A 20,976-nucleotide genomic window follows, 5' to 3' on the forward strand; every position below is an offset into this window, starting at 1 on the left:
CCCTGAAGCGGCCTCACTCCGCCGGGATCGCCTTCGGCGTCACCCCGAGCGGATGCGCAAGCTTGTCCAGCATTTCACGCGGGCAAAGCTGCACGAAATGGGGCAATTCGCGGTCCCAATAGCGCAGGATGCCCTGAGCGCGGCGACTGCCTGTCTCGGACAGGTGCCGCTCGATCAGCCCCTTGAGTTCGGCCTCCCAATGCGCTTCGGCGACCTTGCAGGCAACCAGCGTCTCGCCGTTCACGAGCATCGGCGCGCGGCCCTCGGGATCGTGGACATAGGCCATGCCCCCGGTCATGCCCGCGCCGAAATTTGCCCCGATCTCGCCCAGGATCACCGCGACGCCGCCGGTCATGTATTCGCAGCCGTTGCTGCCGCAGCCTTCGACCACCACCTTTGCCCCCGAATTGCGCACCGCGAACCGCTCGCCCGCGCGCCCGGCGGCAAAAAGGCAGCCACCCGTCGCACCATACAGAACCGTGTTGCCGATGATGGTGTTTTCATGCGCGACAAGCGGGCTTGCCATCGGCGGGCGCACCACGATGGTGGCCCCGCTGAGGCCCTTGCCGACATAGTCGTTGGCATCGCCCGAGACCTCGATCTTCAGCCCCGGTGCCGCGAAGGCCCCCAGCGACTGACCGGCGCTGCCGGTCAATTTCACCGTCAGGTGATCGGGTTGCAGGCTGTTGCGCATCCCGAAGCGCCGCACGATATGCGACGACACCCGCGTGCCCACCGAGCGATGCGTGTTCTGCACAGTATAGTGAAGCTGCATCTTCTCGCCATCATTGAGGAACCGCGCCGCATCGCGCACGATTTCCGCATCAAGCGTATCGGGCACCTCGTTGCGCGGGCGGGTTCGGTCGAGCCGCTGCCGCCCGACCGCACCGACGGTGATCAGCATCGGGTTGAGGTCGAGATCGTCCAGATGCGCCGAGCCACGGCTGACCTGCGTCAGCAGGTCCGCCCGTCCGATCACCTCGTCGAGCGACCGCGCGCCGATGGAGGCCAGAACCTCCCGCACCTCCTGCGCGTAGAAGGTGATGAGGTTCACCACCTTCTCGGCCGTGCCGGTGAATTTCCCGCGCAGCGCTTCGTCCTGCGTGCAGACGCCGACCGGGCAAGTGTTGCTCTGGCATTGCCGCACCATGATGCAGCCCATGGCAATCAGCGCCGCCGTGCCGATGCCGTATTCCTCGGCCCCCATCATCGCCGCCATGACGATGTCGCGGCCCGTGCGAAGGCCCCCATCGGTGCGCAGCGTGACCCGCTCGCGCAGGTTGTTCATGCTCAACACCTGATGCGCCTCGGTGAGGCCCATCTCCCAGGGCAGGCCGGCATATTTGATGCTGGTCGCAGGGCTTGCCCCGGTGCCGCCGTTGTGCCCGGAAATCAGGATCACATCTGCCTTGGCCTTGGCCACGCCGGCAGCAATCGTGCCCACGCCCGATTGCGCCACCAGCTTCACGCAGACCTTCACCTCGGGATTGATCTGCTTGAGGTCATAGATGAGCTGCGCCAGATCCTCGATGGAATAGATGTCGTGATGCGGCGGCGGGCTGATCAGCGTGACGCCTTCGGTCGAATGGCGCAGCCGCGCGATCAGCTTGGTGACCTTCATTCCCGGCAACTGCCCGCCCTCACCGGGCTTGGCGCCTTGCGCGATCTTGATCTCCAACTCCTCGCAATGGTTGAGGTATTCCGCCGTCACGCCGAACCGACCAGAGGCCACCTGCTTGATCTTGGCGCTCGGATTGTCGCCATTGGCCTCGGGCGTGAAATGCGCCGGATCCTCGCCGCCCTCGCCGCTGTCACTGCGCGCGCCGATCCGGTTCATCGCCACGTTGAGGGTCTTGTGTGCCTCGGGCGACAGCGCGCCAAGGCTCATCCCCGGCGTCACGAACCGCTTGCGGATCGCGGTCACGCTCTCGACCTCCTCGATGGGGATGGCCTCGCCCATCGGCTTGATCGCCATCAGATCGCGCAGATGGATGGGCGGGTTGGCCTGCATCGCCGCCGAATACCGCTTCCACAGCGCATAGCTTGCCTTGTTGCAGGCGGTCTGCATCATGTGCATGGTCTGCGCGCCCCAGGCATGGGTCTCGCCCGACTTGCGCGCCTTGTAGAACCCGCCGATCGGCAGGATATCCTGACCGCCGCCAAAGGCGCGGCCATGCACCTCCTCGAGCTTCGCCTGAATCCCCGACACGCCGATGCCCGAAATCCGGCTGGTCAGCCCCGGAAAATACTCGGCACAAAGCGCCCGGCTCAGCCCCACCGCCTCGAAATTGAGGCCACCGCGATAGGAGGAGACCACCGAAATGCCCATCTTCGACATGATCTTGAGCAGGCCAAGGTCAATCGCCGCGCGATAGCGCGCCATCGCCTCGGTCAGGCTGCCGTCGATCAGGCCGCGCGCGATGCGGTCGGCCACGGTGTCCTCGGCCAGATAGGCGTTGACCGTGGTCGCCCCCGCACCGATCAGCACGGCGAAATAATGCGGGTCGATGCATTCGGCCGAACGCAGGTTGAGGCTGCAAAACGTCCGCAGCCCCTTTTGCGTCAGGTGGCTGTGAACCGCGCTTGTCGCCAGGATCATCGGCATTCCCACGCGGTCCTCATTCAACCCGTGATCGCTCAGCACGATATTGCCCACGCCCGAGCGCACGGCATCCTCGGCCTCGGCACGGATGCGCTCCAGCCCGTCCTGGAGCGCGGTGCCGCCGGGGGCAAAGGTGCAGTCGATCTCGGCCACATCGCCACCGAATTGCCGCAGCAACTCATCCCATTGCGCGTTGGCGACAAACGGGCTTTCCAACGCGATGATCTCGGTCTGTGCGCTGCTCTCGTCCAGCACGTTCTTGAGGTTGCCGAACCGCGTCTTGAGGCTCATCACCCGGAATTCGCGCAAGGAATCAATCGCCGGATTGGTCACCTGGCTGAAATTCTGCCGGAAATAATGGCTAAGCGGGCGGTATTGCCGCGAGAGAACAGCCGCAGGCGTGTCATCGCCCATGCTGGCCACCGCCTCCTTGCCATCCTCGGCCATGGGGGCAAGGATCTGCTCGATCTCCTCGATCGTGTAGCCCGCCGCGATCTGCCGCCGCCGCAATTCCGCGCCGGTAAAGAGCGGCCGCTCCGTCACGCCCGCCAGCACATCGTCAAGCTCGTTGATCTTGCCCACCCAATCCGCATAGGGCTGGGCATGGGCCAGCTTGTCCTTGATTTCCGCGTCGTGATAAAGCTTGCCCTCTTTCGTATCCACCGCCAGCATCTGACCGGGGCCAAGCGCACCCTTTTCCTTCACCGATGCCTCGTCCACCGGCACCATCCCGGCCTCGGACCCGGCGATCACCAGCCCGTCACCGGTGACGACATAGCGCATCGGGCGCAGCCCGTTGCGGTCGAGCCCCGCGCAGACCCAGCGGCCATCGGTCATCGCCAATGCTGCCGGCCCGTCCCACGGCTCCATCACCGAGTTGCAATAGGAATACATGTCGCGCCATGACTTGGGCAGTTCCTCGGCCTGCTTCGACCACGACTCGGGCACAAGCATGGTCTTGGCCATCGGCGCGTTGCGCCCGGCGCGCACCAGCAACTCGAACACCGCATCGAGTGCGCCGCTGTCCGAGGACCCTTGCGGGATGATCGGCTTGATATCCTCTGCCAGATCGCCGAACGCCCCGCTTGCCATGCGGATCTCGTGGCTCTTCATCCAGTTGACATTGCCCTTGAGGGTGTTGATCTCGCCGTTATGCGCCAGCATCCGGAAGGGTTGCGCCAGCCACCATTGCGGGAAGGTATTGGTGGAATAGCGCTGATGATAGATGGCGAAGTTGCTGACGAACCGCGCGTCCATAAGATCGGGATAGAACACCGCCACCTGTTCGGCCAGCATCATGCCCTTGTAGATGATGCTGCGACACGAGAGGCTCGCCATGTAAAGCCCGTTGATCCCGGCCTGTGTCACCGCCTTCTCGATCCGGCGGCGGATCACGTAAAGTTCGCGCTCGAACTCTTCTTCATCGAGCCCCTTGGCGTCGGAAATCAGGATCTGCTCGATCTCGGGCCGCGTCGCATTGGCCTTTTCGCCCAGACAGGTGATATCGACCGGCACATGCCGCCAGCCATAGATCGTGTGGCCCATGCGCAGCACTTCGGTTTCCACGATGGTCCGGCAACGTTCCTGCGCGCCGAAATCCGTGCGCGGCAAGAACACCTGTCCGACCGCGATAAGGCGGCTTTCGTCCGGCTCGTGCCCGGTGCGGCGGATCTGGTCGTAAAAGAACGGAACCGGGATCTGGACATGGATCCCCGCCCCGTCGCCGGTCTTGCCATCGGCATCAACCGCACCCCGGTGCCAGATCGCCTTGAGCGCGTCGATCCCCGCCTGCACCACCCGGCGCGAGGGCGTGCCGTCGATGCTGACAACAAGGCCGACCCCGCAGGAGGAATGTTCCTCCTCATGGGCATACATGCCGTTCGCGGCGAGCAAGTCGCGCTTGGCCTCTTCCCTGGCCGCCCAGTCGGAATCGAATGTCGTCATCGGTCTTTCCCTTCCTCAACCCGGTGGGTCAGAATGTCTGTCTTGTTGTCTTGCTGCAGTCTGCCGGAACGACGGCGATTGACCGCTATTCCGCCGCAACCGCCCTGGCGCCATCGAGATCGTCGAGTATGGCCGCCGCCGCGTCGCGCCCGTCGCGGATCGCCCAGACCACGAGGGAGGCGCCGCGCACGATGTCGCCGACCGCATAGACCCCCGGCAGCGCGGTGCGCCCGGTGGTGAACTCGGCCTTGATCGTGCCCCAGCGGGTGACTTCCAATTCCTTTTTGTTCCAGAGGGTCGGCAGGCTTTCGGGCTCAAACCCAAGCGCCTTGATGACCAGATCGGCGGGCGCGTCCTCGATGGCACCCTCGATCGGCTCGGGGCTTTGGCGGCCCGTCGCATCGGGCGCGCCAAGGCGCATTTTCTGCACCTTCACCGCCGTCACCGGATTACCCGCAAAGCCCACAGGCGCGCTCAGCCATTCGAAAACAACGCCTTCTTCCTCGGCATTGGCCACCTCGCGCTGGCTGCCGGGCATGTTCTCGCGGTCCCGACGATAAAGGCAAGTGACCGATTTTGCGCCTTGCCGGATCGCCGTGCGCACGCAATCCATCGCGGTATCGCCGCCGCCGACCACGACCACCCGCTTACCCGCCGCGTTCAACTCGCCGCTCTCATATTCCGGCACACGGTCGCCAAAGCCCACGCGATTGCTTGCCGTCAGGTAGTCAATCGCCCGCACGATGCCTTGCGACCCCGCCCCCGGCCCGTCCAGTTCGCGGCTCTTGTAGACCCCGGTGGCGATCATGACCGCGTTGTGTTTGTTGCGAATCTCGTCAAAGCCCAGATCCGTGCCCACGTCGCAATTCAGCACGAAGTCCACGCCGCCCTGTTCAAGCTGCTCGATACGGCGCATCACCACGTCCTTTTCCAGCTTGAAGCCGGGGATGCCATAGGTCATGAGCCCGCCCGCGCGGTCATAGCGGTCATAGACCGTGACCTGCACACCGGCCCGCCGCAGCACGTCAGCGGCGGCAAGGCCGCCGGGCCCCGCACCGATGATCCCGACGCTCTCACCCCGCTCTGTTTTGGGGGCGATGGCCTCGACCCAGCCCTCTTCCCAGGCGGTGTCGGTAATGTATTTCTCGACCGCGCCGATGGTGACGGTGCCATGGCCCGACTGCTCGATCACGCAATTGCCCTCGCAGAGGCGGTCCTGCGGGCAGATGCGCCCGCAAATTTCGGGAAACGTATTGGTCAACTGGCTGATTTCATACGCCTCTTTCAACCGCCCTTCGGCAGTAAGGCGCAGCCAGTCGGGGATGTTGTTATGCAGCGGGCAATGGGTCTGGCAGTAGGGCACGCCGCATTGGCTGCATCGGCTGGATTGTTCCTTGGCCTTGGCGTCGGCGAACTCGGCATAGATCTCGCCGAAATCCTGCCGCCGCTGCTCGGCCTCGCGCTTGGCGGGCATGTCACGCCCGACCGTCACGAATTTCAACATCGCCTGCTTTGCCATGCGGCATCCTCCCGAGTCTGGCCAGAAGCTCTGTATAAAAGGCATCGCCACAAATGAAAAGTCATACAGTATGACCTAATTTAAGATTTTAGCGCCGCAGAGAGATTTTATTCTGCAAAACCCCCTAAATTTAGTTCCGATACGGTCATATCTTGGAATTTGCGCTTGGCGACAGATCAGATATACATTCGCGCAAAGCCTTGCAGGACGCACAATAATGCCACTTTTTCAGATATTTATGGTCGCTGTCCTTCAGGGCATCACCGAATTTCTGCCGATTTCCTCCTCCGGTCATCTGATTCTCCTGCCTGCGCTCACCGGCATGGCGGATCAGGGGCAGGCCATCGACGTGGCCGTGCATGTGGGCACCCTGCTTGCCGTCATGCTGTTCTTTCGTGCCGATGTCGGGCCGGCGCTCGCCGCTCTGCCGCGCCTTCTGACCGGGCGCGCCGACACGCCCGGCGCGCGCCTCGCGCTTTTGCTGATCGTCGCCACGCTGCCGGTGATCCTGTGTGGATTGCTGCTCAAGCTCACCGGTCTCAACGACGCGCTGCGCTCGATCACCGTGATCGCCTGGGCGACGATCATCTTCGGCCTCTTGCTGTGGTGGGCGGATCAGCGCGGCCGCAGCGAGAAGACCGCCGAAAACTGGACGATGCGAGAGGCGGTCACGCTTGGCCTCTGGCAGGCCGTGGCGCTCATTCCCGGCACGTCGCGCTCGGGCATCACCATCACCGGCGCGCGGTTTCTGGGCTATGCGCGCCATGACGCCGCGCGCATCTCCATGCTCATGTCGATCCCGACGATCATGGCGAGCGGCGCGCTTCTGGGTCTGGAGGTGGCGATGGACGCCGATACGGCGCTTTTGCGCGACGGGGCGATTGCCGCGCTCTTTGCCTTTGTCGCCGCGCTGCTGGCGCTCAGCCTGATGATGCGGCTGTTGCGCAGCGTCAGCTTCACGCCTTACGTGATCTACCGCATCGGACTTGGGGCCGTTCTGCTCTGGATCGCCTACACGTAAGGCTCAGGCGCGCAGGTTGCGCGCCGATTCGCGGATCGCCTCGAACTGACCCGTCGGGCGGAACCGCCAGAGGTAATCGGGCAACACCGCCTCGGGCGCGACCGGGACGATCCCCAGATCGGCAAAGCCCTTGGCCCCGGCCTGCACCACATTATCCACCCGCAGGCTGCGCACCTGGTCGCGCGTGATCTGCGGCGGCACAAGGCCAAGCGTGACCGTCTGCACCAACTCCATCGCCCCGGCCATGAGCGCGGCAACGCCGAACGGAATGTTCACGATGAGCCGCCGCCGCCGGATCACCCGAAGCATCATCTGCATGAGATCTCGGAACGTCGCCACCTCCGGCCCGCCAAGCTCGTAAATCCCCGGCGCAGCCGCGTCGGTGACACCCATGACCGCCGCCTGTGCCACATCGTCCACATGCACCGGTTGAAACCGCGTGCCCCCGCCCACCACCGGCAGGATCGGACCAAGCCGTGTCATCGCGGCGAAACGGTTGAAGAACTGATCCTCGGCCCCGAAGATCACCGAAGGGCGCAGGATCACCGCCTGCGGCATATGGTCGAGGATACCGGCCTCACCGGCGGCCTTGCTCTGCGCATAGAGACTCTTCGCGCCCGCATCCGCGCCGATGGCCGACAGGTGCACCATTCGCGCCACGCCCTCCTCGGCGGCGATGCGCGCGATGCGCGTCGCGCCCTCGGCCTGCACGGCCTGGAAATTGTTGCGGCCCTTGCGATCAAAGGTGCCGACGCAATTGACCACCGCATCGGCCCCCTGCATCACCGCGCGCACGCTCGCATCGTCGCGGATATTGCAGAACACCGGCTCCACCTGGCCCGGCACGCCGTAGGGTTTGACGTGCATCGCCTCGTTGGGCCGCCGCACCGCGACCCGCACCCGCCAGCCCTTTGCCGCCAGCCGCCGCGCGATGTAGCGACCGACAAAACCCGATCCGCCAAAGATTGTGACAAGCTGGGACATGAGGGCCTCCGATCCGCGATTACATCCTCTTTCCTAGCGCCGACGCTCCGGCGCGACAAGGCGTTAAGCACCCTGCGACAGATCGCGCGAATTCGCCGTTGACACCTGCGCGGGCTGCGTCTAAACGCCAGCGTCACGACACCTGCCCAGGTGGCGGAATGGTAGACGCGCTGGCTTCAGGTGCCAGTGGCCGCAAGGCCGTGGAGGTTCGAGTCCTCTCCTGGGCACCATGTTTTTCCCACAACATAATGATTTGTATAGAAAAATCGTTCGGCATGGTTTCACGCCCCGCCTTGATCCAACACCCTTTGAGCGCCGCTTGATGCTTCGAACGCGTCAGTCGGGGGCGCGGGCTCATGGGTCAAAGTCAACCAGACTGTCGGCAAGGCCGCGCCGCGCCGTCGCTTCGGCTTCACCACCGGAAGTGATCGCAGCCGCCCACCGGTCGAGCGCGTCACGCTGCACGGGCGTTATGCTTTCCACCTTGCCGCAGCCCGTGCCATCCAGGCGGTCAATTCGTTTGAACAAGCGCGTTATGCGTTGGCTCAACATCCGTTTCCCGATAAGACAGGGACAGGGGGGCAACCGAGTAAAGTGGCGGACCGCCTCAGGCGATCCCGATGCAGGAATAAGGGTGCGAGAGCGAGACGGATGAGCACGGATTTCAGGCCGGGCGGGGGTCTTTCTTGACCGACATTGCCCCGGCAAAGCTGCGTCTTGACAAATGGCTTTGGCAGGCGCGGTTTTTCAAGACCCGCACGCTTGCGGCAGGGCAGGTGTCGGCGGGTCATGTCCGGGTCAATGGCGCGCGGGTGAGCAAGCCCGCGCAGGGTGTCGGCCCGGGCGATGTGCTGACGTTCGCGCAAGGCACGCGGGTGCGGGTGGTGCGCATCGCCGCACTTGGGGCGCGACGCGGGCCTGCCGCCGAGGCGCAGGCCCTCTATGATGACCTGAGCCCGCCCGAGACGCAGGACACCGTTCCGCCGGCACCGCGCTTCGAGGGAAAGGGGCGGCCCACCAAGCGCGACCGGCGCAAACTCCTCCCGCGTGATCCCGGCACGCTTGAATGATCCGGCACACTGGATTAGGTGATGCGCAGCGCTGAGGAAACCTGAGAGATCGCCATGACCTATGTCGTCACCGACAATTGCATCGCCTGCAAATACACCGATTGCGTCGAGGTATGCCCGGTGGACTGTTTCTACGAGGGCGAGAACATGCTGGTGATCCATCCCGACGAATGCATTGACTGCGGCGTGTGCGAACCGGAATGCCCCGCCGACGCGATCCGCCCCGATACCGAACCGGACATGGAGCCGTGGGTCACCTTCAACCGAAAGTATTCCGAGGCCTGGCCGGTCATCGTGACCAAGAAGGACCCGCTGCCCGAAGCCGAAGAGCGCGACGGCGAGACGGGCAAGATGGACAAGTATTTCTCCGAGGCCCCCGGCGAAGGAGGCTGAGCCCGACGCGCATCCCGATTCGGCGCGCAGCCGGACCGGATGAAGGTTTTGAATTCGTTTAACGCATTGAAATCCTGACTTGAAAAGAGGTGTTTGAGAGCATCCCCTTTCGCAAGGGTCTTTTTTGTGTTACACTCACTTAGGTGACACAAGAAACACGCCTCACAGGCCCCCTTACGCTGCCGTTGGGGGCAAATCATGTAACATGACCCATATACCCTGATCTTGAGAGATCGAGGCATGTGGCGTTTGCTGTGCCTTAGGGCGTGATGCAAGGAAAGAACCGAATGTCGAAAACCAGAAAGACCGAGTTTCGCCCCGACGATTACGTTGTCTATCCGGCGCATGGCGTGGGCCAGATCATCTCGATCGAGGAACAGGAGATTGCGGGCCTCAGCCTCGAGATGTTCGTCATCTCCTTTGAAAAGGACAAGATGACCTTGCGCGTGCCAACCAACAAGGCGGTGGAAATCGGGATGCGCGGCCTGTCGAGCCCGGACGTGATCTCCAAGGCGATGACCACGCTCAAGGGCAAGGCGCGCGTCAAGCGGGCGATGTGGTCGCGCCGCGCGCAGGAGTATGAGCAGAAAATCAATTCGGGCGACCTTATCGCCATCGCAGAGGTCGTGCGCGACCTCCACCGCAGCGACGATCAGCGCGAACAGAGCTATTCGGAGCGTCAGCTTTACGAGGCCGCGCTTGAGCGCCTGACGCGCGAAGTGGCGGCCGCCTCCGGTGCGGATGAGGTTCAGGCCGCCAAGCAGGTTGGCGAGGTTCTGGTGTCCCGCGCGGCCTGATCCGTTCATTATCTGAAAAAGGCCGTGCCTCGAAAGGGCGCGGCCTTTGTCGTCTCACGGGCGGCCACCGCCCTGCCGCACGCATGTCACGCGGGTTGAGGGTTGCCAGCCCGGTCAAGGCTGCCGCAAGGACCGTTGAACGCTCATTCAGCCGCCACGGCCTGCGGATCGGCGAGTGCCACGATGTCCATCATGATTGTGTTCAACTCGAAATCCTTGGGCGTATAGACGCGTGCCACGCCCATTTCGCGCATCCGTTTCGCGTCCTCCTCGGGGATGATGCCGCCGACGATCACCGGCACATGCCCCAACTCGGCCGCGCGCATCCGGTCCATCAACTCCTCGACCAGCGGCATGTGGCTGCCCGAGAGGATCGAGAGGCCGACGACATGCGCCTCATCCTCAAGGGCTGCGGCGACGATCTGTTCAGGCGTCAGGCGGATGCCCTCGTAGCGGATATCCATGCCGCAATCGCGGGCACGGCACGCGATCTGCTCGGCCCCGTTGGAATGCCCGTCAAGCCCCGGCTTGCCGACAAGGAACTTCAGTCGCCGGCCAAGCCGCCCCGAGACGGTATCAACGGCGGCGCGCAGATCGTCGAGCCCCTCGGTGCGGTTCGATGGGCTGGCCGAGACGCCGGTGGGGCCGCGATATTCGCCATGCACGGCGCGCATCTCGGCGGCCCATTCGCCCGTGGTCACGCCTGCGCGGGCGCAGGCGATCGAGGAAGGCATGATGTTGCGCCCCTCGTTTGCCGCGGCGCGCAGATCGGCGAGCGCGGCCGTGACGGCGGCGGCGTCGCGGGTGCGTCTCCAGTCGTTGAGGCGCGCAATCTGCTCGGCCTCGACCGCCGGATCGACGACCATGATCCCGCCATCCTCGGTCTGGAGCGGCGAGGGTTCACCCTCCTGCCATTTGTTGACGCCGACAACGACGGTTTCGCCCGCCTCGATCCGGCCCAGCCGGTCGGCATTGCTTTCCACCAGCCGCGATTTCATATACTCGATCGCCGCCACCGCGCCGCCCATGCTCTCGATATTGGCCAGTTCGTGCCGCGCGCCGTCCTTGAGCACCGCGACCTTGGCATCGACCGCCGGGTTGCCGTCAAAAAGGTCGTCGAATTCCAGCAAATCCGTCTCATAGGCCAGAATTTGCTGCATCCGCATCGACCATTGCTGATCCCAGGGGCGCGGCAGGCCCAGCGCCTCGTTCCACGCCGGAAGCTGAACCGCGCGGGCGCGGGCGCGCTTCGAGAGCGTCACGGCCAGCATCTCGATCAGGATGCGGTAGACGTTGTTCTCGGGTTGCTGCTCGGTCAGGCCCAGCGAATTGACCTGCACGCCATAGCGGAAGCGGCGGTGTTTGGGGTCACTGACACCATAGCGCGTCTCAAGGATTTCATCCCAGAGATCGACAAAGGCGCGCATCTTGCACATCTCGGTCACGAACCGGATGCCCGCGTTGACGAAGAACGAAATCCGCGACGCGAGGGCCGGGAAATCGGCGGCGGGGACACGGGGGCGCAGCTCATCCAGCACCGCGACGGCGGTGGCCAGCGCAAAGGCCAGCTCTTGCTCGGGCGTGGCGCCCGCCTCTTGCAGGTGATAGGAACAGACATTCATCGGGTTCCATTTCGGCACATGCTTGTAGCAATATTCGGCCACGTCGCCGATCATTTTCAGGCTCGGCGCGGGCGGGCAGATATAGGTCCCGCGCGACAGATATTCCTTGATGAGGTCGTTCTGCACCGTGCCTTGCAACGCGGCCACATCCGCCCCCTGCTCTTCGGCCACGGCGATATAGAGCGCCAGAAGCCAGGGCGCGGTGGCGTTGATCGTCATCGAGGTGTTCATCTGATCGAGCGGGATCGCGTCAAACAGCGTGCGCATGTCGCCCAGATGGCAGATGGGCACGCCGACCTTGCCGACCTCGCCGCGGGCCAGGACATGATCGCTGTCATAGCCGGTCTGTGTGGGCAGATCGAAAGCGACCGAAAGGCCGGTCTGTCCCTTGCCGAGATTCGCGCGATAGAGCGCGTTGGATTTCGCCGCTGTCGAATGGCCCGCATAGGTGCGGATAAGCCAGGGGCGGTCTTTCTGCGTCTGCGACATCAGGCGGCCTCGTGAATCGGTTGCGTAATTTTCTTACGTTCACGACAAACTACAGGCAACAAACCTGCACTGTCAATTCGCTGCGTTGCGGCGAAGCCGGGATTTCGCGCTTGCAGCCGGGGCGGGCCGGAAGCGTGAGCGGCTGGGGCCCTTGTGCACGGCGTTTGGCCTATTGCCCATCGAAGTTCTTGACCCGCAGGACGTCAAAAATGACAATATACCCGCTCAATCAACTTGATCTTCAGGTCTTTCATCAGCCAGAGGTCGCCAAGCAGTCCCCCGGAAATCTCTGGGCGAACATCCGGAGTTGTGCCGAGATGTTCCGCCACTCGCTCGCTCAGCGGAAACGAGCCATCCATCACGACGACCCGAGGATCACCCAGGTGAGCACAAGGCAGGCAAGCCCCAGAACCGCCTCGCCGAGCGAGGGCAAGGGACCTTCCTCGGGCATGCCGTATTCCGGCGCGCCCAGACCGGCGAGGCAGGGGTCGGGGGCGTAGCAGATCATGGGCGCGGCTCCTTGGTCATGGGTCAGGGTGTCGGGGTCAGGTGAGGACCAGGATGGCCAGCATCGAGAGATAGGCGACGGCAAAGACGGTCACGGGGACGGCCTTGCGGATGCGGTTGAATACGGGTGTCATGCGATGGCCTCCTGTCGGCTCAGATGGGTCTGGAAACTTGCCGTGGCGCGGCCCGGCAGGGCGGGCAGGGTCCAGATCAGATCGCGCAGGGCGCGCCCCTCGGGCCAGGGGCCATGGCCCGAGGTCACGTTGACATGGCCCGCCTCGCCCATATCGACAAACTCCGCGCCCCAGCGTTTGGCAAGCCAGCGCGCGCGCGGCTGGGCCATCCACGGATCATTGCGGCTCGCGGCGACGATGGTGGGCACGCGAAGGGCTACTTCGGGGATCTTGCCGAAAGGGGCTGTGCGCGCGTCATGGCTGGGTTCTGCCGGGGCCACCAGAAGCGCGCCGCCGACCTTGAGCTGCGGCCAGCGCGCCAGAAGCTGCACCGCCGCCACAGCGCCAAGGGAATGCGCCACCAGAACCGCGCCGGGATGCAAGAGCAGCGCGCCCGCGATCTCGGTCAGCCATTGATCCGAGCGCGGGCGGTCCCAGCATTTCTGCTCGACGATGCGCGCGGTCGGATCCATGCGTTCCCACCAATACTGCCAATGGGGGGCCGGAGAGCCGTCAAGGCCGGGAAGAAGCAGGGTTCTGATCATGGGTGATCTCCTTTCCCAAATACACTATCATGTTTATCGTGTTTTAGGGTTCCAAATTTCCCTCGGGTTTTGGAACGTGAGTCTCCTTTTCGGGGGTGGGTCAGACCGTCTCGGTATCGACTGGCAACACGGTGCTGTCGCGGATCACCTCCATCGAGAATTTCGAGGTGACATTGCGACAGGGCAAACGGCGGGTCAGCAGCAGGTAGAATTCGTCAAAGCTGGCCATGTCGGCCACGGCGACTTTCAGCAGGTAATCGACATCGCCGGCCATGCGATGCACTTCGATGATCTGCGCAAATTCCGCGATGGCGGCGCGAAACTCGGCGCGCCACTCGCGGGAATGGTCTGGCGCCTCGATCTCGACAAAGACGGTCAGGCCAAGGCCGATCCGGGCGGGGTCAACGATGGCCACCCGCCCGGTGATGATGCCCGTGGCCTCAAGCTTTTGCACCCGTTTCCAGCAGGGTGTTTGCGACAGCCCGACGCGTTCGGCCAGTTGCGCGACGGGAATGGTCGCGTCGCGCATCAGCTCAAACAGGATCTTGCGGTCTATACGGTCCAGATCGGTCTTGCTCATGATCAGGACGCCGTGAATTCGCGCACGAAATCATTGACGGGCTTGGCGCGGATCTCCGAGGGTTTGCCGACCTGCTCGATGCGCCCCATCGACATGACGACGACCAGATCGGCCAGTTCCATCGCCTCTTCCTGATCGTGGGTGACAAAAATCGTGGTCAGGCCGGTGGTGTCGTGGATATCGCGCAGGCCCTGGCGCAATTCCTTGCGCACCTTGGCGTCGAGCGCGCCGAAGGGTTCATCCAGCAGCAGCATCCGCGGCTCGATGGCGAGCGCGCGCGCCAGCGCCACGCGCTGCCGCTGCCCGCCCGAGAGTTGGCTGGGATAGCGCGCGCCGATGTCGGGCAGTTGGATCAGGTCCAGCAGGCGGTTCACCCGGCGGCCGATCTCGGCCTCGGTCGGGCGGGTCTTGCGGGGGCGCGCGCGCAGGCCATAGGCGATGTTTTCAAACACCGTCATGTGTTTGAACAGTGCGTAATGCTGAAACACGAAGCCCGCGCGCCGTTCCTGAACGCTCAGGCCGGTGGCGTCGGACCCATCAAACAGCACCCGCCCCGAGGTGGGAAATTCCAGCCCGCCAAGGATGCGCAACAGCGTGGTCTTGCCGGACCCCGACGGCCCCAGAAGTGCGATCAGCGCCCCCGAGGGGATGGCGAGCGACACCGGATGCAGTGCCCGCTCGGTGCCGAATTCCTTGGCCAGTTCCTCGATCTCGATATGCATGGGTTTCCCTTTCAGTGACGGCGCGTCGCGGCCAGAACATCGGCGTGACGCCATTCCAGAAGCGATTTGAGGGTGAGCGTGACCAGCGCCAGAAGCGCCAGAACAGCGGCCAGAGAGAAGGCCGCGACCGAGAGATATTCGTTGTAAAACATCTCGATCATGATCGGCATGGTGGTGGTTTCGCCCCGGATCTTGCCCGAGATGACGGCGACGGCGCCGAATTCGCCCATGGCGCGCGCGTTGCACAGGAGCACGCCATAGAGCAGCGCCCAACGGATATTGGGCAGGGTGACAGTGAAAAAGGCGCGCCAGCCCGACGCGCCAAGCGTCAACGCCGCCTCTTCCTCGGCCTGGCCCTGTTCGATCATCACCGGGATGAGTTCGCGCGCGACAAAGGGGAAGGTCACGAACATCGTCGCCAGCACGATGCCGGGAAAGGCGAACACGATCTTGAGATCATTGGCCACCAACCACGCCCCGAGCGATGAGTTGACGCCGAACAAAAGCACCAGCGCCAGCCCCGCCACCACCGGCGAGACGGAAAACGGCAGGTCGATCAGCGTGATCAGGAACGCCTTGCCGCGAAAGTCGAACTTCGTGATCGCCCAGGCGGCGGCGATACCGAACACCGCGTTCAGCGGCACGGCGATGGCCGCGACGATCAGCGTGAGGCGGATCGCCGACCACGCATCGGGCGACGACAGCGCCGTGAGCGAGGCCGCCCAGCCATCGCGCAGCGCCTCGGCAAAGACGGCGATGAGCGGCGCGAAGAGCAGCACGCCGATCAGCACCAGAACCGTGCCGATCAGAAGATGTCGCGCCAGCCGTGGCTCCGTGGTGACGGGGGTGTGGTGAGTGAGCGCGATATCAGACATGCTTGCCCCCTGCGTCGCAGCTAAGGTCGTCAAGCGATCCGGTGCCATGCGCGTTGGCCAAAACCTCGCCGAGCGTGAGGGCAAGCATCAACGCGATCAAGATCAGGGGGCCACCGACGACCCACACCGCGAGGATGACCCAAAGCGATTTGCCGGCGGCCATCGCCGCCAGGATCAGGATAAGCGTTGCCAGCCCGGCGAGAAGAAACGTCGCGCCAGCAGCAAGTTCGGGTTCGTTGTGTGTGTTCACGATATCAGACAAGACCGATCCTCCGTCTGCTCCAGATTTGAATGATGTTGATGGCCAGCAGCATCGCGAAGGAAATCAGCAACATGGCGATGCCGATCGCGGCGGCGGCGTCGTAATTGTATTCCTCCAGCCGGATCACGATCAGCAGCGGCGCGATTTCCGTCAGGTTCGGGATATTGCCCGCGATGAAGATGACCGAGCCGTATTCGCCGACCGAGCGCGCCAAGGCGAGCGCGAAGCCGGTCAGAAGTGCCGGCGTCAGCGTGGGCAAAACCACCCGGCGCAAGGTATAGGCGCGGCGCGCGCCGAGCGTGGCGCTGACCTCTTCCACCTCGCGCTCCAACTCCTCGATCACCGGCTGCACGGTGCGCACCACGAAGGGCAGCCCGATGAAGATGAGCGCCATCCAGATGCCGACCTCGGTATAGGCGACCTTGATTCCCAAGGGGGCCAGCGCCTGCCCGAACACACCATTGGGCGCGTAAAGCGCGGTGAGCGCGATGCCCGCCACCGCCGTCGGCAGGGCAAAGGGCAGGTCAACGGCGGCGTCGATCAGCTTGCGCCCCCAGAACCGATAGCGCACCAGCACCCAGGCCAGTGCCAGCCCGAACACGAGGTTGAACAGCGACGCGATCAAAGCGGCGCGAAACGACAATTCCAGCGCCGCCCAGATGCGGCGCGAATTGACCATGTCCCACAGATCGCCCGGGCCAATCATCAGGCCCCGGCCCAGCAGGGCACCGATAGGAAGAAGCACCACGATGGACAGGATCGCCGCCATGATGCCAAAACTCAGCCCAAACCCCGGCAGGGGTGAGGGCGAGCGCAAAAGACTCGCCCTCATGATTTACTCCGAATAGATCTGATCAAACACGCCGCCCTCGCCGAAATACTCGGGCTGCACCTTGGGCCAGCCGCCGAAATCGGCAATCGACAGACGGGTGACATCGGGGAAGCGCGCGACATCCTCGGGCGCGGCCGCAGACGTGTCCCAGGCGCGGTAGAAATGCTTGAGCGCCAGCGCCTGTGCCTCGGGGCTGTAGAGGTGTTCCAGATAGGCCTCGGCGGCCTTGCGCTGTGCGTCGCTCTTGATGTTGCCATCGACCAGCGTCACCGGCGGCTCCGCCAGGACCGAGACCGACGGCACCACGATGTCGAACGCATCCTCGCCGCGCTCCTTCAGCGCCAGAAACGCTTCGTTCTCCCACGCGAGCAACACATCGCCGATGCCGCGCTGCGTAAAGGTCGTGGTCGAGCCGCGCGCGCCGGTATCGAGCACCGGCACGTTTTTATAAAGCTTGCCGACGAAGTCCTTGGGATCGAGCCCGTTCTTGTCGGCATAGGCCCAGGCAGCAAGGAAGTTCCAGCGCGCGCCGCCCGATGTCTTGGGGTTGGGGGTCACCACGGCGACACCGGGTTTGACCAGATCATCCCAATCCTTGATGCCCTTGGGGTTGCCGTCGCGCACCAGAAACACAATGGTCGAGGTATAGGGCGAGGAATTGTGCGCCAGCCGCGATTGCCAGTCGGCGGGCAATTTGCCGGTGCTGGCGGCAATCTTGTCGATATCTGCCGAGAGCGCCAGCGTGACCACCGTCGCCTCCAGCCCGTCGATCACGGCGCGCGCCTGTGCGCCAGCGCCGCCATGCGATTGCTGGATCGTGACCGGCGCATTGCCCTGCGCGGTCCACCAGTCGTTGAAGAGCTCGTTATACTCGCGGTAAAACTCGCGGGTCGGGTCGTAGGACACGTTGAGGATCTCCACGCTCTCCTGCGCCTGTGCCGCGCCGTTGCCGACCGGGCTCAGCATCAGGCCAAGGGCGGCAACAGTCGCCACGAGGCCGCCACGCAGGCCGCGCTTGCCGAGCAACCGGCTGCCAAGATCCACCACCGCGCGGCTTTTTTCGACCGCGCGTCCGATCAGGCGCGTCTTGCCGGCCTCGATCTCGATGCGGCCATCGCTCAGAGTGCGAATGAATTTGCCCTGTGCCTGCGCATAGGCGCCAAGCTGGATGGTGCGATACATGGGTGTCTCCTTTGTTCAACCCCGTGTCCAAATCTCGTGTCAGGCGGCGGGGCCGATGGGACGCAACACCCTTTCCAAGGGCGCTGTCCCGGCGCACCGCCATCTGACACCTAAATAACGACAGAGATGGTCGAGTATTGCAAAGGAAAAATCACGGCGATCTTGGTCGTGATTATAGAATATTATTCTCCGGCCTGCGACGCCGCCACATCGAAGCGCTCCAGCGGGGCCGAATCCCGCTGCAAATCGGCCAAAGTCAGCGATTCGATCATCAGGATATAGGTGGCATAAAACCCGCCAAACACCGCCCGCACGCGGCAGGTTTGTTCATCCTTGCAATCCTCGCAACGCCGGTAAGCCTTGCGCGAGAGGCACGGCAGCGGTGCCATCGGCCCGTCAATCAGGCGCAAAACCTCGGCAATCGAAATGCGGCGCGGCTCCTTGATCAGCTCATAGCCGCCATTGCGCCCCCGCTTGCTGCCGATCAAGCCAGCGCGCTTGAGGTCCAGCAGGATATGCTCCAGAAACCGCTTCGGCGCGCCGGAACGCTCTGCGATTTCCTCGATCCGCAACGCCTCGCCTGTGTCCGCCTTTTCATCGGCCAGAACCATCAGGGATTTGAGAGCATATTTTGTCTTGTGGGTGATCATGTCGGATATCTGGCCTTGGAAAGTGCGACTAACAAGGTCAACTTTATCAGGATGTCTGCAAAACGCGAGACCCGAGCGCTGTTTGCTATGAAAAACCACGGGTCATCAGAGCAAATATATCACGTGCCTATTACCTGGTCCGCTCCGCTCGGCCGTGGACGTCGCCGCCGGCAGTCGGAACCGTGCCTGGAAGCCGTCCGCTGCGTCGGGCCTTGGGGATGCGAGGGTCAGCGTGCCGCCGGTGCGGTTTGCGATGGCGGCGACGATCGCAAGTCCGAGCCCGCTGCCATCCGAGGTCTGCGTGTCGCGCTGGAAGCGGTCGGTCAGGTGGGCGAGGCGATCAGGGCCGACCACCGGTCCGGCGTTCGAGACGATCAGTGCGCCATCAGGCGTGAGAGTTACCCCAACATCGCCATATGCGGCACCATGCCGAAGCGCATTCTCCACCAGGTTTCGGCAAACGATACCCAGGGCGTCGGGGTCGATGGTCGACAGGACCGGCGTCCCGGGAAGGTCAAGCGCAATCGCGGGTGCCTCGAGGCCGCGCGCCATGTCCTCCACGACAAGGCGCAGCGCCATTCGCGCATCACATGGCATTTCCGACAACAGGCGTCCGCCTTCGGCGCGCGCCAGTTGCATCAGGCGCTCGGTGCGGCGGGTCAGCCGTTTCAGCGTCTCCTCGATATCGGTTGCGCGCTGTGCTGCCGCGCGGTCGCCGGTTTCCGACCGAAGGCGTTGCGCCTGCGCGATGGCCCCCGCAAGTGGCGTCCGCAACTCATGAGCCGCGTTCGCCGCAAAGCTGCGCTCGGCCTCGAACGCGGCGCGGAGCCGGGTCAGAAGGGCGTTCAACGTGTCGGCCAGCGGGGCGATTTCCCTCGGCAGGTCCTGGTCCGGCACTTCCGAGAGGTCGCGGGCGTCGCGCGCGTCAAGCCGGGTGCGGAACCGGTGCAGGGGCCCAAGGCTGAAGCGGACAGACAAGATGATCGCCGCAAGCGCCAGGGGCAGCACGACCAGCACCGGCAGGCCGAGGCCCATCTGGACTTCCCGAGCGACCGAGGCGCGATGCGCCAGCGGTTCGGCCACGGTGATCCGGATCGTGCCTTGCAAGGCGGCGTCGCTGTAGAGGCGATGCGTGGCGGTCTGGCCAAATCCCGGACCGTCGTAGGGAGGAAAAACGGCAGGGTCCGCCGCATGGGATTGCAGCAGGATGCGCTCTTGGGCATCGCGGACGACGTAAGTGAAAAACTCGTCATGCGCGCGGATCGGTGCAAGGCGCTGCGTCACGCCCTGATCTTCCCGCCCGACGATGTCGGTCACGGCCAGCGGCAGGATACGCTCGGCGGTCTCGCGCAAGGCACTGTCGAACACCTCGTCCATTTCGCCCCGGACGATCACCGCCGTGATCGCGGCGGCGGCGAGCCACAGGACCGTCAGCACGAGACCGAGCGTGAGGCCGAGCCGCGCCTGAAGGCTGGCGGGCCAGCTCATGCGCGCCCCAGACGGTAGCCCATGCCGCGCTCGGTCTCGATGATGGCACTCCCCAGCTTCTTGCGCAGGCGGCTCACGTGGACCTCGATGGTGTTGCTCTCGATCTCGGAACCGAAGCTGTAGAGCTTGTCTTCCAGTTGCGCCTTGGACAGCAATTGCCCGGGGCGCGACAGGAACGCCTCGAAGAGTGCCCATTCGCGCGCCGTCAGGGCGACCGGCGTGCCGTCCTTGTGGATGCTGCGGGCGGCGAGGTCGATATCCAGCGGCCCGTGGCTGACGATGGGGTTCGGGTTGCCGCTGTAGCGTCGCGCGACCGAACCGATGCGCGCCGACAGTTCCGACAGGTCGAAGGGTTTGACGAGGTAATCGTCGGCGCCCGCGTTCAAGCCCTCGATCCTGTCCGAGACCTGATCGAGGGCGGTCAGGATGATGACCGGCGTCACATCGCCCCGCGCGCGCAAGGATTTCAGAAACCCGATGCCGCGCCCGTCCGGCAGCATGAGGTCCAGGAGGATCAGGTCATAGGCGGTTCCAGTCACCGCGTCGCCCGCCGCATCGAGCCGCGTGACCCAATCCACCGACTGACCGTCGGCAGTGATCTGGTCGCGCACGGCGGCACCGAGTGTCGTGTCGTCCTCGATCAGCAGGATGCGCATGGGGTTTGATCTTTCCTTGTGTATTTGATCCGCTTCTGGCGGTTTGTGCTGACGCAAAGCTGA

The 20,976-nt window shown here is 64.1% G+C and carries 21 protein-coding genes and 1 tRNA gene; 5 read left to right on the forward strand and 17 right to left on the reverse strand.

Features of this window, described 5'->3' with window-relative positions; translation table 11 throughout:
* Nucleotides 1-13: 13 nt before the first annotated feature.
* Nucleotides 14-4,546: a glutamate synthase large subunit gene (gene gltB, locus ACSSV8_RS15780; RefSeq protein WP_454283087.1), complete on the reverse strand. Its 4,533-nt coding sequence runs from the start codon at nucleotides 4,544-4,546 to the stop codon at nucleotides 14-16.
* 85 nt (nucleotides 4,547-4,631) lie between these two features.
* Entirely contained in the window at nucleotides 4,632-6,065 is a 1,434-nt protein-coding gene (locus tag ACSSV8_RS15785; protein WP_454283088.1) for an NAD(P)-dependent oxidoreductase, read from the reverse strand.
* Between the two features lie 217 nt (nucleotides 6,066-6,282).
* On the opposite strand from ACSSV8_RS15785, the gene ACSSV8_RS15790 reads away from it, so the two are divergent.
* Nucleotides 6,283-7,086, forward strand: coding sequence for an undecaprenyl-diphosphate phosphatase (locus tag ACSSV8_RS15790; RefSeq protein ID WP_454283089.1), 804 nt, complete (start codon nucleotides 6,283-6,285; stop codon nucleotides 7,084-7,086).
* Between the two features lie 3 nt (nucleotides 7,087-7,089).
* On the opposite strand, the gene ACSSV8_RS15795 is transcribed toward ACSSV8_RS15790, so the two are convergent.
* The gene (locus tag ACSSV8_RS15795; RefSeq protein WP_354540370.1) at nucleotides 7,090-8,070 is read right to left on the reverse strand and encodes a complex I NDUFA9 subunit family protein; all 981 of its coding nucleotides are present in this window, start codon (nucleotides 8,068-8,070) and stop codon (nucleotides 7,090-7,092) included.
* Between the two features lie 144 nt (nucleotides 8,071-8,214).
* Between ACSSV8_RS15795 and ACSSV8_RS15800 the strand changes: the two genes are divergently transcribed.
* Nucleotides 8,215-8,300: transfer RNA gene (locus tag ACSSV8_RS15800), tRNA-Leu, on the forward strand.
* 124 nt (nucleotides 8,301-8,424) lie between these two features.
* Here the strand turns inward: ACSSV8_RS15800 and ACSSV8_RS15805 are convergent.
* Nucleotides 8,425-8,598, reverse strand: coding sequence for a hypothetical protein (locus ACSSV8_RS15805; protein ID WP_454283090.1), 174 nt, complete (start codon nucleotides 8,596-8,598; stop codon nucleotides 8,425-8,427).
* A gap of 167 nt (nucleotides 8,599-8,765) precedes the next feature.
* Here ACSSV8_RS15805 and ACSSV8_RS15810 point away from each other — a divergent pair, with 167 nt between their 5' ends.
* The 3 genes from ACSSV8_RS15810 (at nucleotide 8,766) to ACSSV8_RS15820 (ending at nucleotide 10,330) form a co-directional block, all read left to right on the forward strand.
* Nucleotides 8,766-9,140 carry an RNA-binding S4 domain-containing protein gene (locus tag ACSSV8_RS15810; RefSeq protein WP_454283122.1) on the forward strand — a complete coding sequence of 125 codons (375 nt, stop codon included), beginning with the start codon at nucleotides 8,766-8,768 and terminating at the stop codon, nucleotides 9,138-9,140.
* Nucleotides 9,141-9,194: 54 nt separating this feature from the next.
* Complete coding sequence (gene fdxA / locus ACSSV8_RS15815; protein ID WP_354540215.1) at nucleotides 9,195-9,533, forward strand: ferredoxin FdxA; 339 nt, start codon at nucleotides 9,195-9,197, stop codon at nucleotides 9,531-9,533.
* A gap of 287 nt (nucleotides 9,534-9,820) precedes the next feature.
* Complete coding sequence (locus ACSSV8_RS15820; protein WP_354540216.1) at nucleotides 9,821-10,330, forward strand: CarD family transcriptional regulator; 510 nt, start codon at nucleotides 9,821-9,823, stop codon at nucleotides 10,328-10,330.
* Between the two features lie 143 nt (nucleotides 10,331-10,473).
* Here ACSSV8_RS15820 and ACSSV8_RS15825 read toward each other — a convergent pair whose 3' ends face one another.
* From ACSSV8_RS15825 to ACSSV8_RS15885, 13 genes are all read right to left on the reverse strand, one after another.
* Nucleotides 10,474-12,441: a methylmalonyl-CoA mutase family protein gene (locus tag ACSSV8_RS15825; protein WP_454283091.1), complete on the reverse strand. Its 1,968-nt coding sequence runs from the start codon at nucleotides 12,439-12,441 to the stop codon at nucleotides 10,474-10,476.
* Nucleotides 12,442-12,644: 203 nt separating this feature from the next.
* Nucleotides 12,645-12,800 (reverse strand): hypothetical protein, encoded by a 156-nt coding sequence (locus ACSSV8_RS15830; RefSeq protein ID WP_454283092.1) that lies wholly within the window; start codon nucleotides 12,798-12,800, stop codon nucleotides 12,645-12,647.
* The gene (locus ACSSV8_RS15835) at nucleotides 12,800-12,949 is read right to left on the reverse strand and encodes a hypothetical protein (protein WP_454283093.1); all 150 of its coding nucleotides are present in this window, start codon (nucleotides 12,947-12,949) and stop codon (nucleotides 12,800-12,802) included. Before ACSSV8_RS15835 ends, ACSSV8_RS15830 begins: the two co-directional genes overlap by 1 nt.
* Before the next feature lie 129 nt (nucleotides 12,950-13,078).
* Nucleotides 13,079-13,666: an RBBP9/YdeN family alpha/beta hydrolase gene (locus ACSSV8_RS15840; protein WP_454283094.1), complete on the reverse strand. Its 588-nt coding sequence runs from the start codon at nucleotides 13,664-13,666 to the stop codon at nucleotides 13,079-13,081.
* Nucleotides 13,667-13,766: 100 nt separating this feature from the next.
* Nucleotides 13,767-14,246 carry an Lrp/AsnC family transcriptional regulator gene (locus ACSSV8_RS15845; RefSeq protein WP_454283095.1) on the reverse strand — a complete coding sequence of 160 codons (480 nt, stop codon included), beginning with the start codon at nucleotides 14,244-14,246 and terminating at the stop codon, nucleotides 13,767-13,769.
* 2 nt (nucleotides 14,247-14,248) lie between these two features.
* Nucleotides 14,249-14,968 carry a sulfate/molybdate ABC transporter ATP-binding protein gene (locus tag ACSSV8_RS15850; protein WP_354540221.1) on the reverse strand — a complete coding sequence of 240 codons (720 nt, stop codon included), beginning with the start codon at nucleotides 14,966-14,968 and terminating at the stop codon, nucleotides 14,249-14,251.
* Nucleotides 14,969-14,979: 11 nt separating this feature from the next.
* Nucleotides 14,980-15,843 (reverse strand): sulfate ABC transporter permease subunit CysW, encoded by an 864-nt coding sequence (gene cysW, locus ACSSV8_RS15855; RefSeq protein WP_454283096.1) that lies wholly within the window; start codon nucleotides 15,841-15,843, stop codon nucleotides 14,980-14,982.
* Nucleotides 15,836-16,105 (reverse strand): hypothetical protein, encoded by a 270-nt coding sequence (locus ACSSV8_RS15860; RefSeq protein ID WP_454283097.1) that lies wholly within the window; start codon nucleotides 16,103-16,105, stop codon nucleotides 15,836-15,838. Before ACSSV8_RS15860 ends, cysW begins: the two co-directional genes overlap by 8 nt.
* Complete coding sequence (cysT, locus tag ACSSV8_RS15865) at nucleotides 16,098-16,937, reverse strand: sulfate ABC transporter permease subunit CysT (RefSeq protein ID WP_454283098.1); 840 nt, start codon at nucleotides 16,935-16,937, stop codon at nucleotides 16,098-16,100. Before cysT ends, ACSSV8_RS15860 begins: the two co-directional genes overlap by 8 nt.
* A gap of 3 nt (nucleotides 16,938-16,940) precedes the next feature.
* Nucleotides 16,941-18,119, reverse strand: coding sequence for a sulfate ABC transporter substrate-binding protein (locus ACSSV8_RS15870; RefSeq protein WP_454283099.1), 1,179 nt, complete (start codon nucleotides 18,117-18,119; stop codon nucleotides 16,941-16,943).
* Between the two features lie 182 nt (nucleotides 18,120-18,301).
* Nucleotides 18,302-18,769, reverse strand: coding sequence for an RrF2 family transcriptional regulator (locus tag ACSSV8_RS15875; RefSeq protein ID WP_354540225.1), 468 nt, complete (start codon nucleotides 18,767-18,769; stop codon nucleotides 18,302-18,304).
* Between the two features lie 105 nt (nucleotides 18,770-18,874).
* Nucleotides 18,875-20,257: a sensor histidine kinase gene (locus tag ACSSV8_RS15880; protein WP_454283100.1), complete on the reverse strand. Its 1,383-nt coding sequence runs from the start codon at nucleotides 20,255-20,257 to the stop codon at nucleotides 18,875-18,877.
* On the reverse strand, nucleotides 20,254-20,913 hold the full coding sequence (locus ACSSV8_RS15885; RefSeq protein WP_454283101.1) for a response regulator transcription factor: 660 nt from the start codon (nucleotides 20,911-20,913) through the stop codon (nucleotides 20,254-20,256). The genes ACSSV8_RS15880 and ACSSV8_RS15885 overlap by 4 nt, the downstream gene beginning before the upstream one ends.
* Between the last annotated feature and the right edge of the window lie 63 nt (nucleotides 20,914-20,976).

Source organism: Roseovarius sp. MBR-79 (assembly GCF_053628555.1).

Coding starts and splice junctions, on each gene's coding strand:
- ACSSV8_RS15845 (WP_454283095.1), bottom strand. CDS start 14,246: ATGAGCAAGACCGATCTGGACCGTATAGACCGCAAGATCCTGTTTGAG.
- cysW (WP_454283096.1), bottom strand. CDS start 15,843: ATGTCTGATATCGCGCTCACTCACCACACCCCCGTCACCACGGAGCCA.
- ACSSV8_RS15850 (WP_354540221.1), bottom strand. CDS start 14,968: ATGCATATCGAGATCGAGGAACTGGCCAAGGAATTCGGCACCGAGCGG.
- ACSSV8_RS15785 (WP_454283088.1), bottom strand. CDS start 6,065: ATGGCAAAGCAGGCGATGTTGAAATTCGTGACGGTCGGGCGTGACATG.
- cysT (WP_454283098.1), bottom strand. CDS start 16,937: ATGAGGGCGAGTCTTTTGCGCTCGCCCTCACCCCTGCCGGGGTTTGGG.
- gltB (WP_454283087.1), bottom strand. CDS start 4,546: ATGACGACATTCGATTCCGACTGGGCGGCCAGGGAAGAGGCCAAGCGC.
- ACSSV8_RS15820 (WP_354540216.1), top strand. CDS start 9,821: ATGTCGAAAACCAGAAAGACCGAGTTTCGCCCCGACGATTACGTTGTC.
- ACSSV8_RS15830 (WP_454283092.1), bottom strand. CDS start 12,800: ATGGATGGCTCGTTTCCGCTGAGCGAGCGAGTGGCGGAACATCTCGGC.
- ACSSV8_RS15790 (WP_454283089.1), top strand. CDS start 6,283: ATGCCACTTTTTCAGATATTTATGGTCGCTGTCCTTCAGGGCATCACC.
- ACSSV8_RS15875 (WP_354540225.1), bottom strand. CDS start 18,769: ATGATCACCCACAAGACAAAATATGCTCTCAAATCCCTGATGGTTCTG.
- ACSSV8_RS15835 (WP_454283093.1), bottom strand. CDS start 12,949: ATGATCTGCTACGCCCCCGACCCCTGCCTCGCCGGTCTGGGCGCGCCG.
- ACSSV8_RS15885 (WP_454283101.1), bottom strand. CDS start 20,913: ATGCGCATCCTGCTGATCGAGGACGACACGACACTCGGTGCCGCCGTG.
- ACSSV8_RS15870 (WP_454283099.1), bottom strand. CDS start 18,119: ATGTATCGCACCATCCAGCTTGGCGCCTATGCGCAGGCACAGGGCAAA.
- ACSSV8_RS15880 (WP_454283100.1), bottom strand. CDS start 20,257: ATGAGCTGGCCCGCCAGCCTTCAGGCGCGGCTCGGCCTCACGCTCGGT.
- ACSSV8_RS15825 (WP_454283091.1), bottom strand. CDS start 12,441: ATGTCGCAGACGCAGAAAGACCGCCCCTGGCTTATCCGCACCTATGCG.
- ACSSV8_RS15795 (WP_354540370.1), bottom strand. CDS start 8,070: ATGTCCCAGCTTGTCACAATCTTTGGCGGATCGGGTTTTGTCGGTCGC.
- fdxA (WP_354540215.1), top strand. CDS start 9,195: ATGACCTATGTCGTCACCGACAATTGCATCGCCTGCAAATACACCGAT.
- ACSSV8_RS15840 (WP_454283094.1), bottom strand. CDS start 13,666: ATGATCAGAACCCTGCTTCTTCCCGGCCTTGACGGCTCTCCGGCCCCC.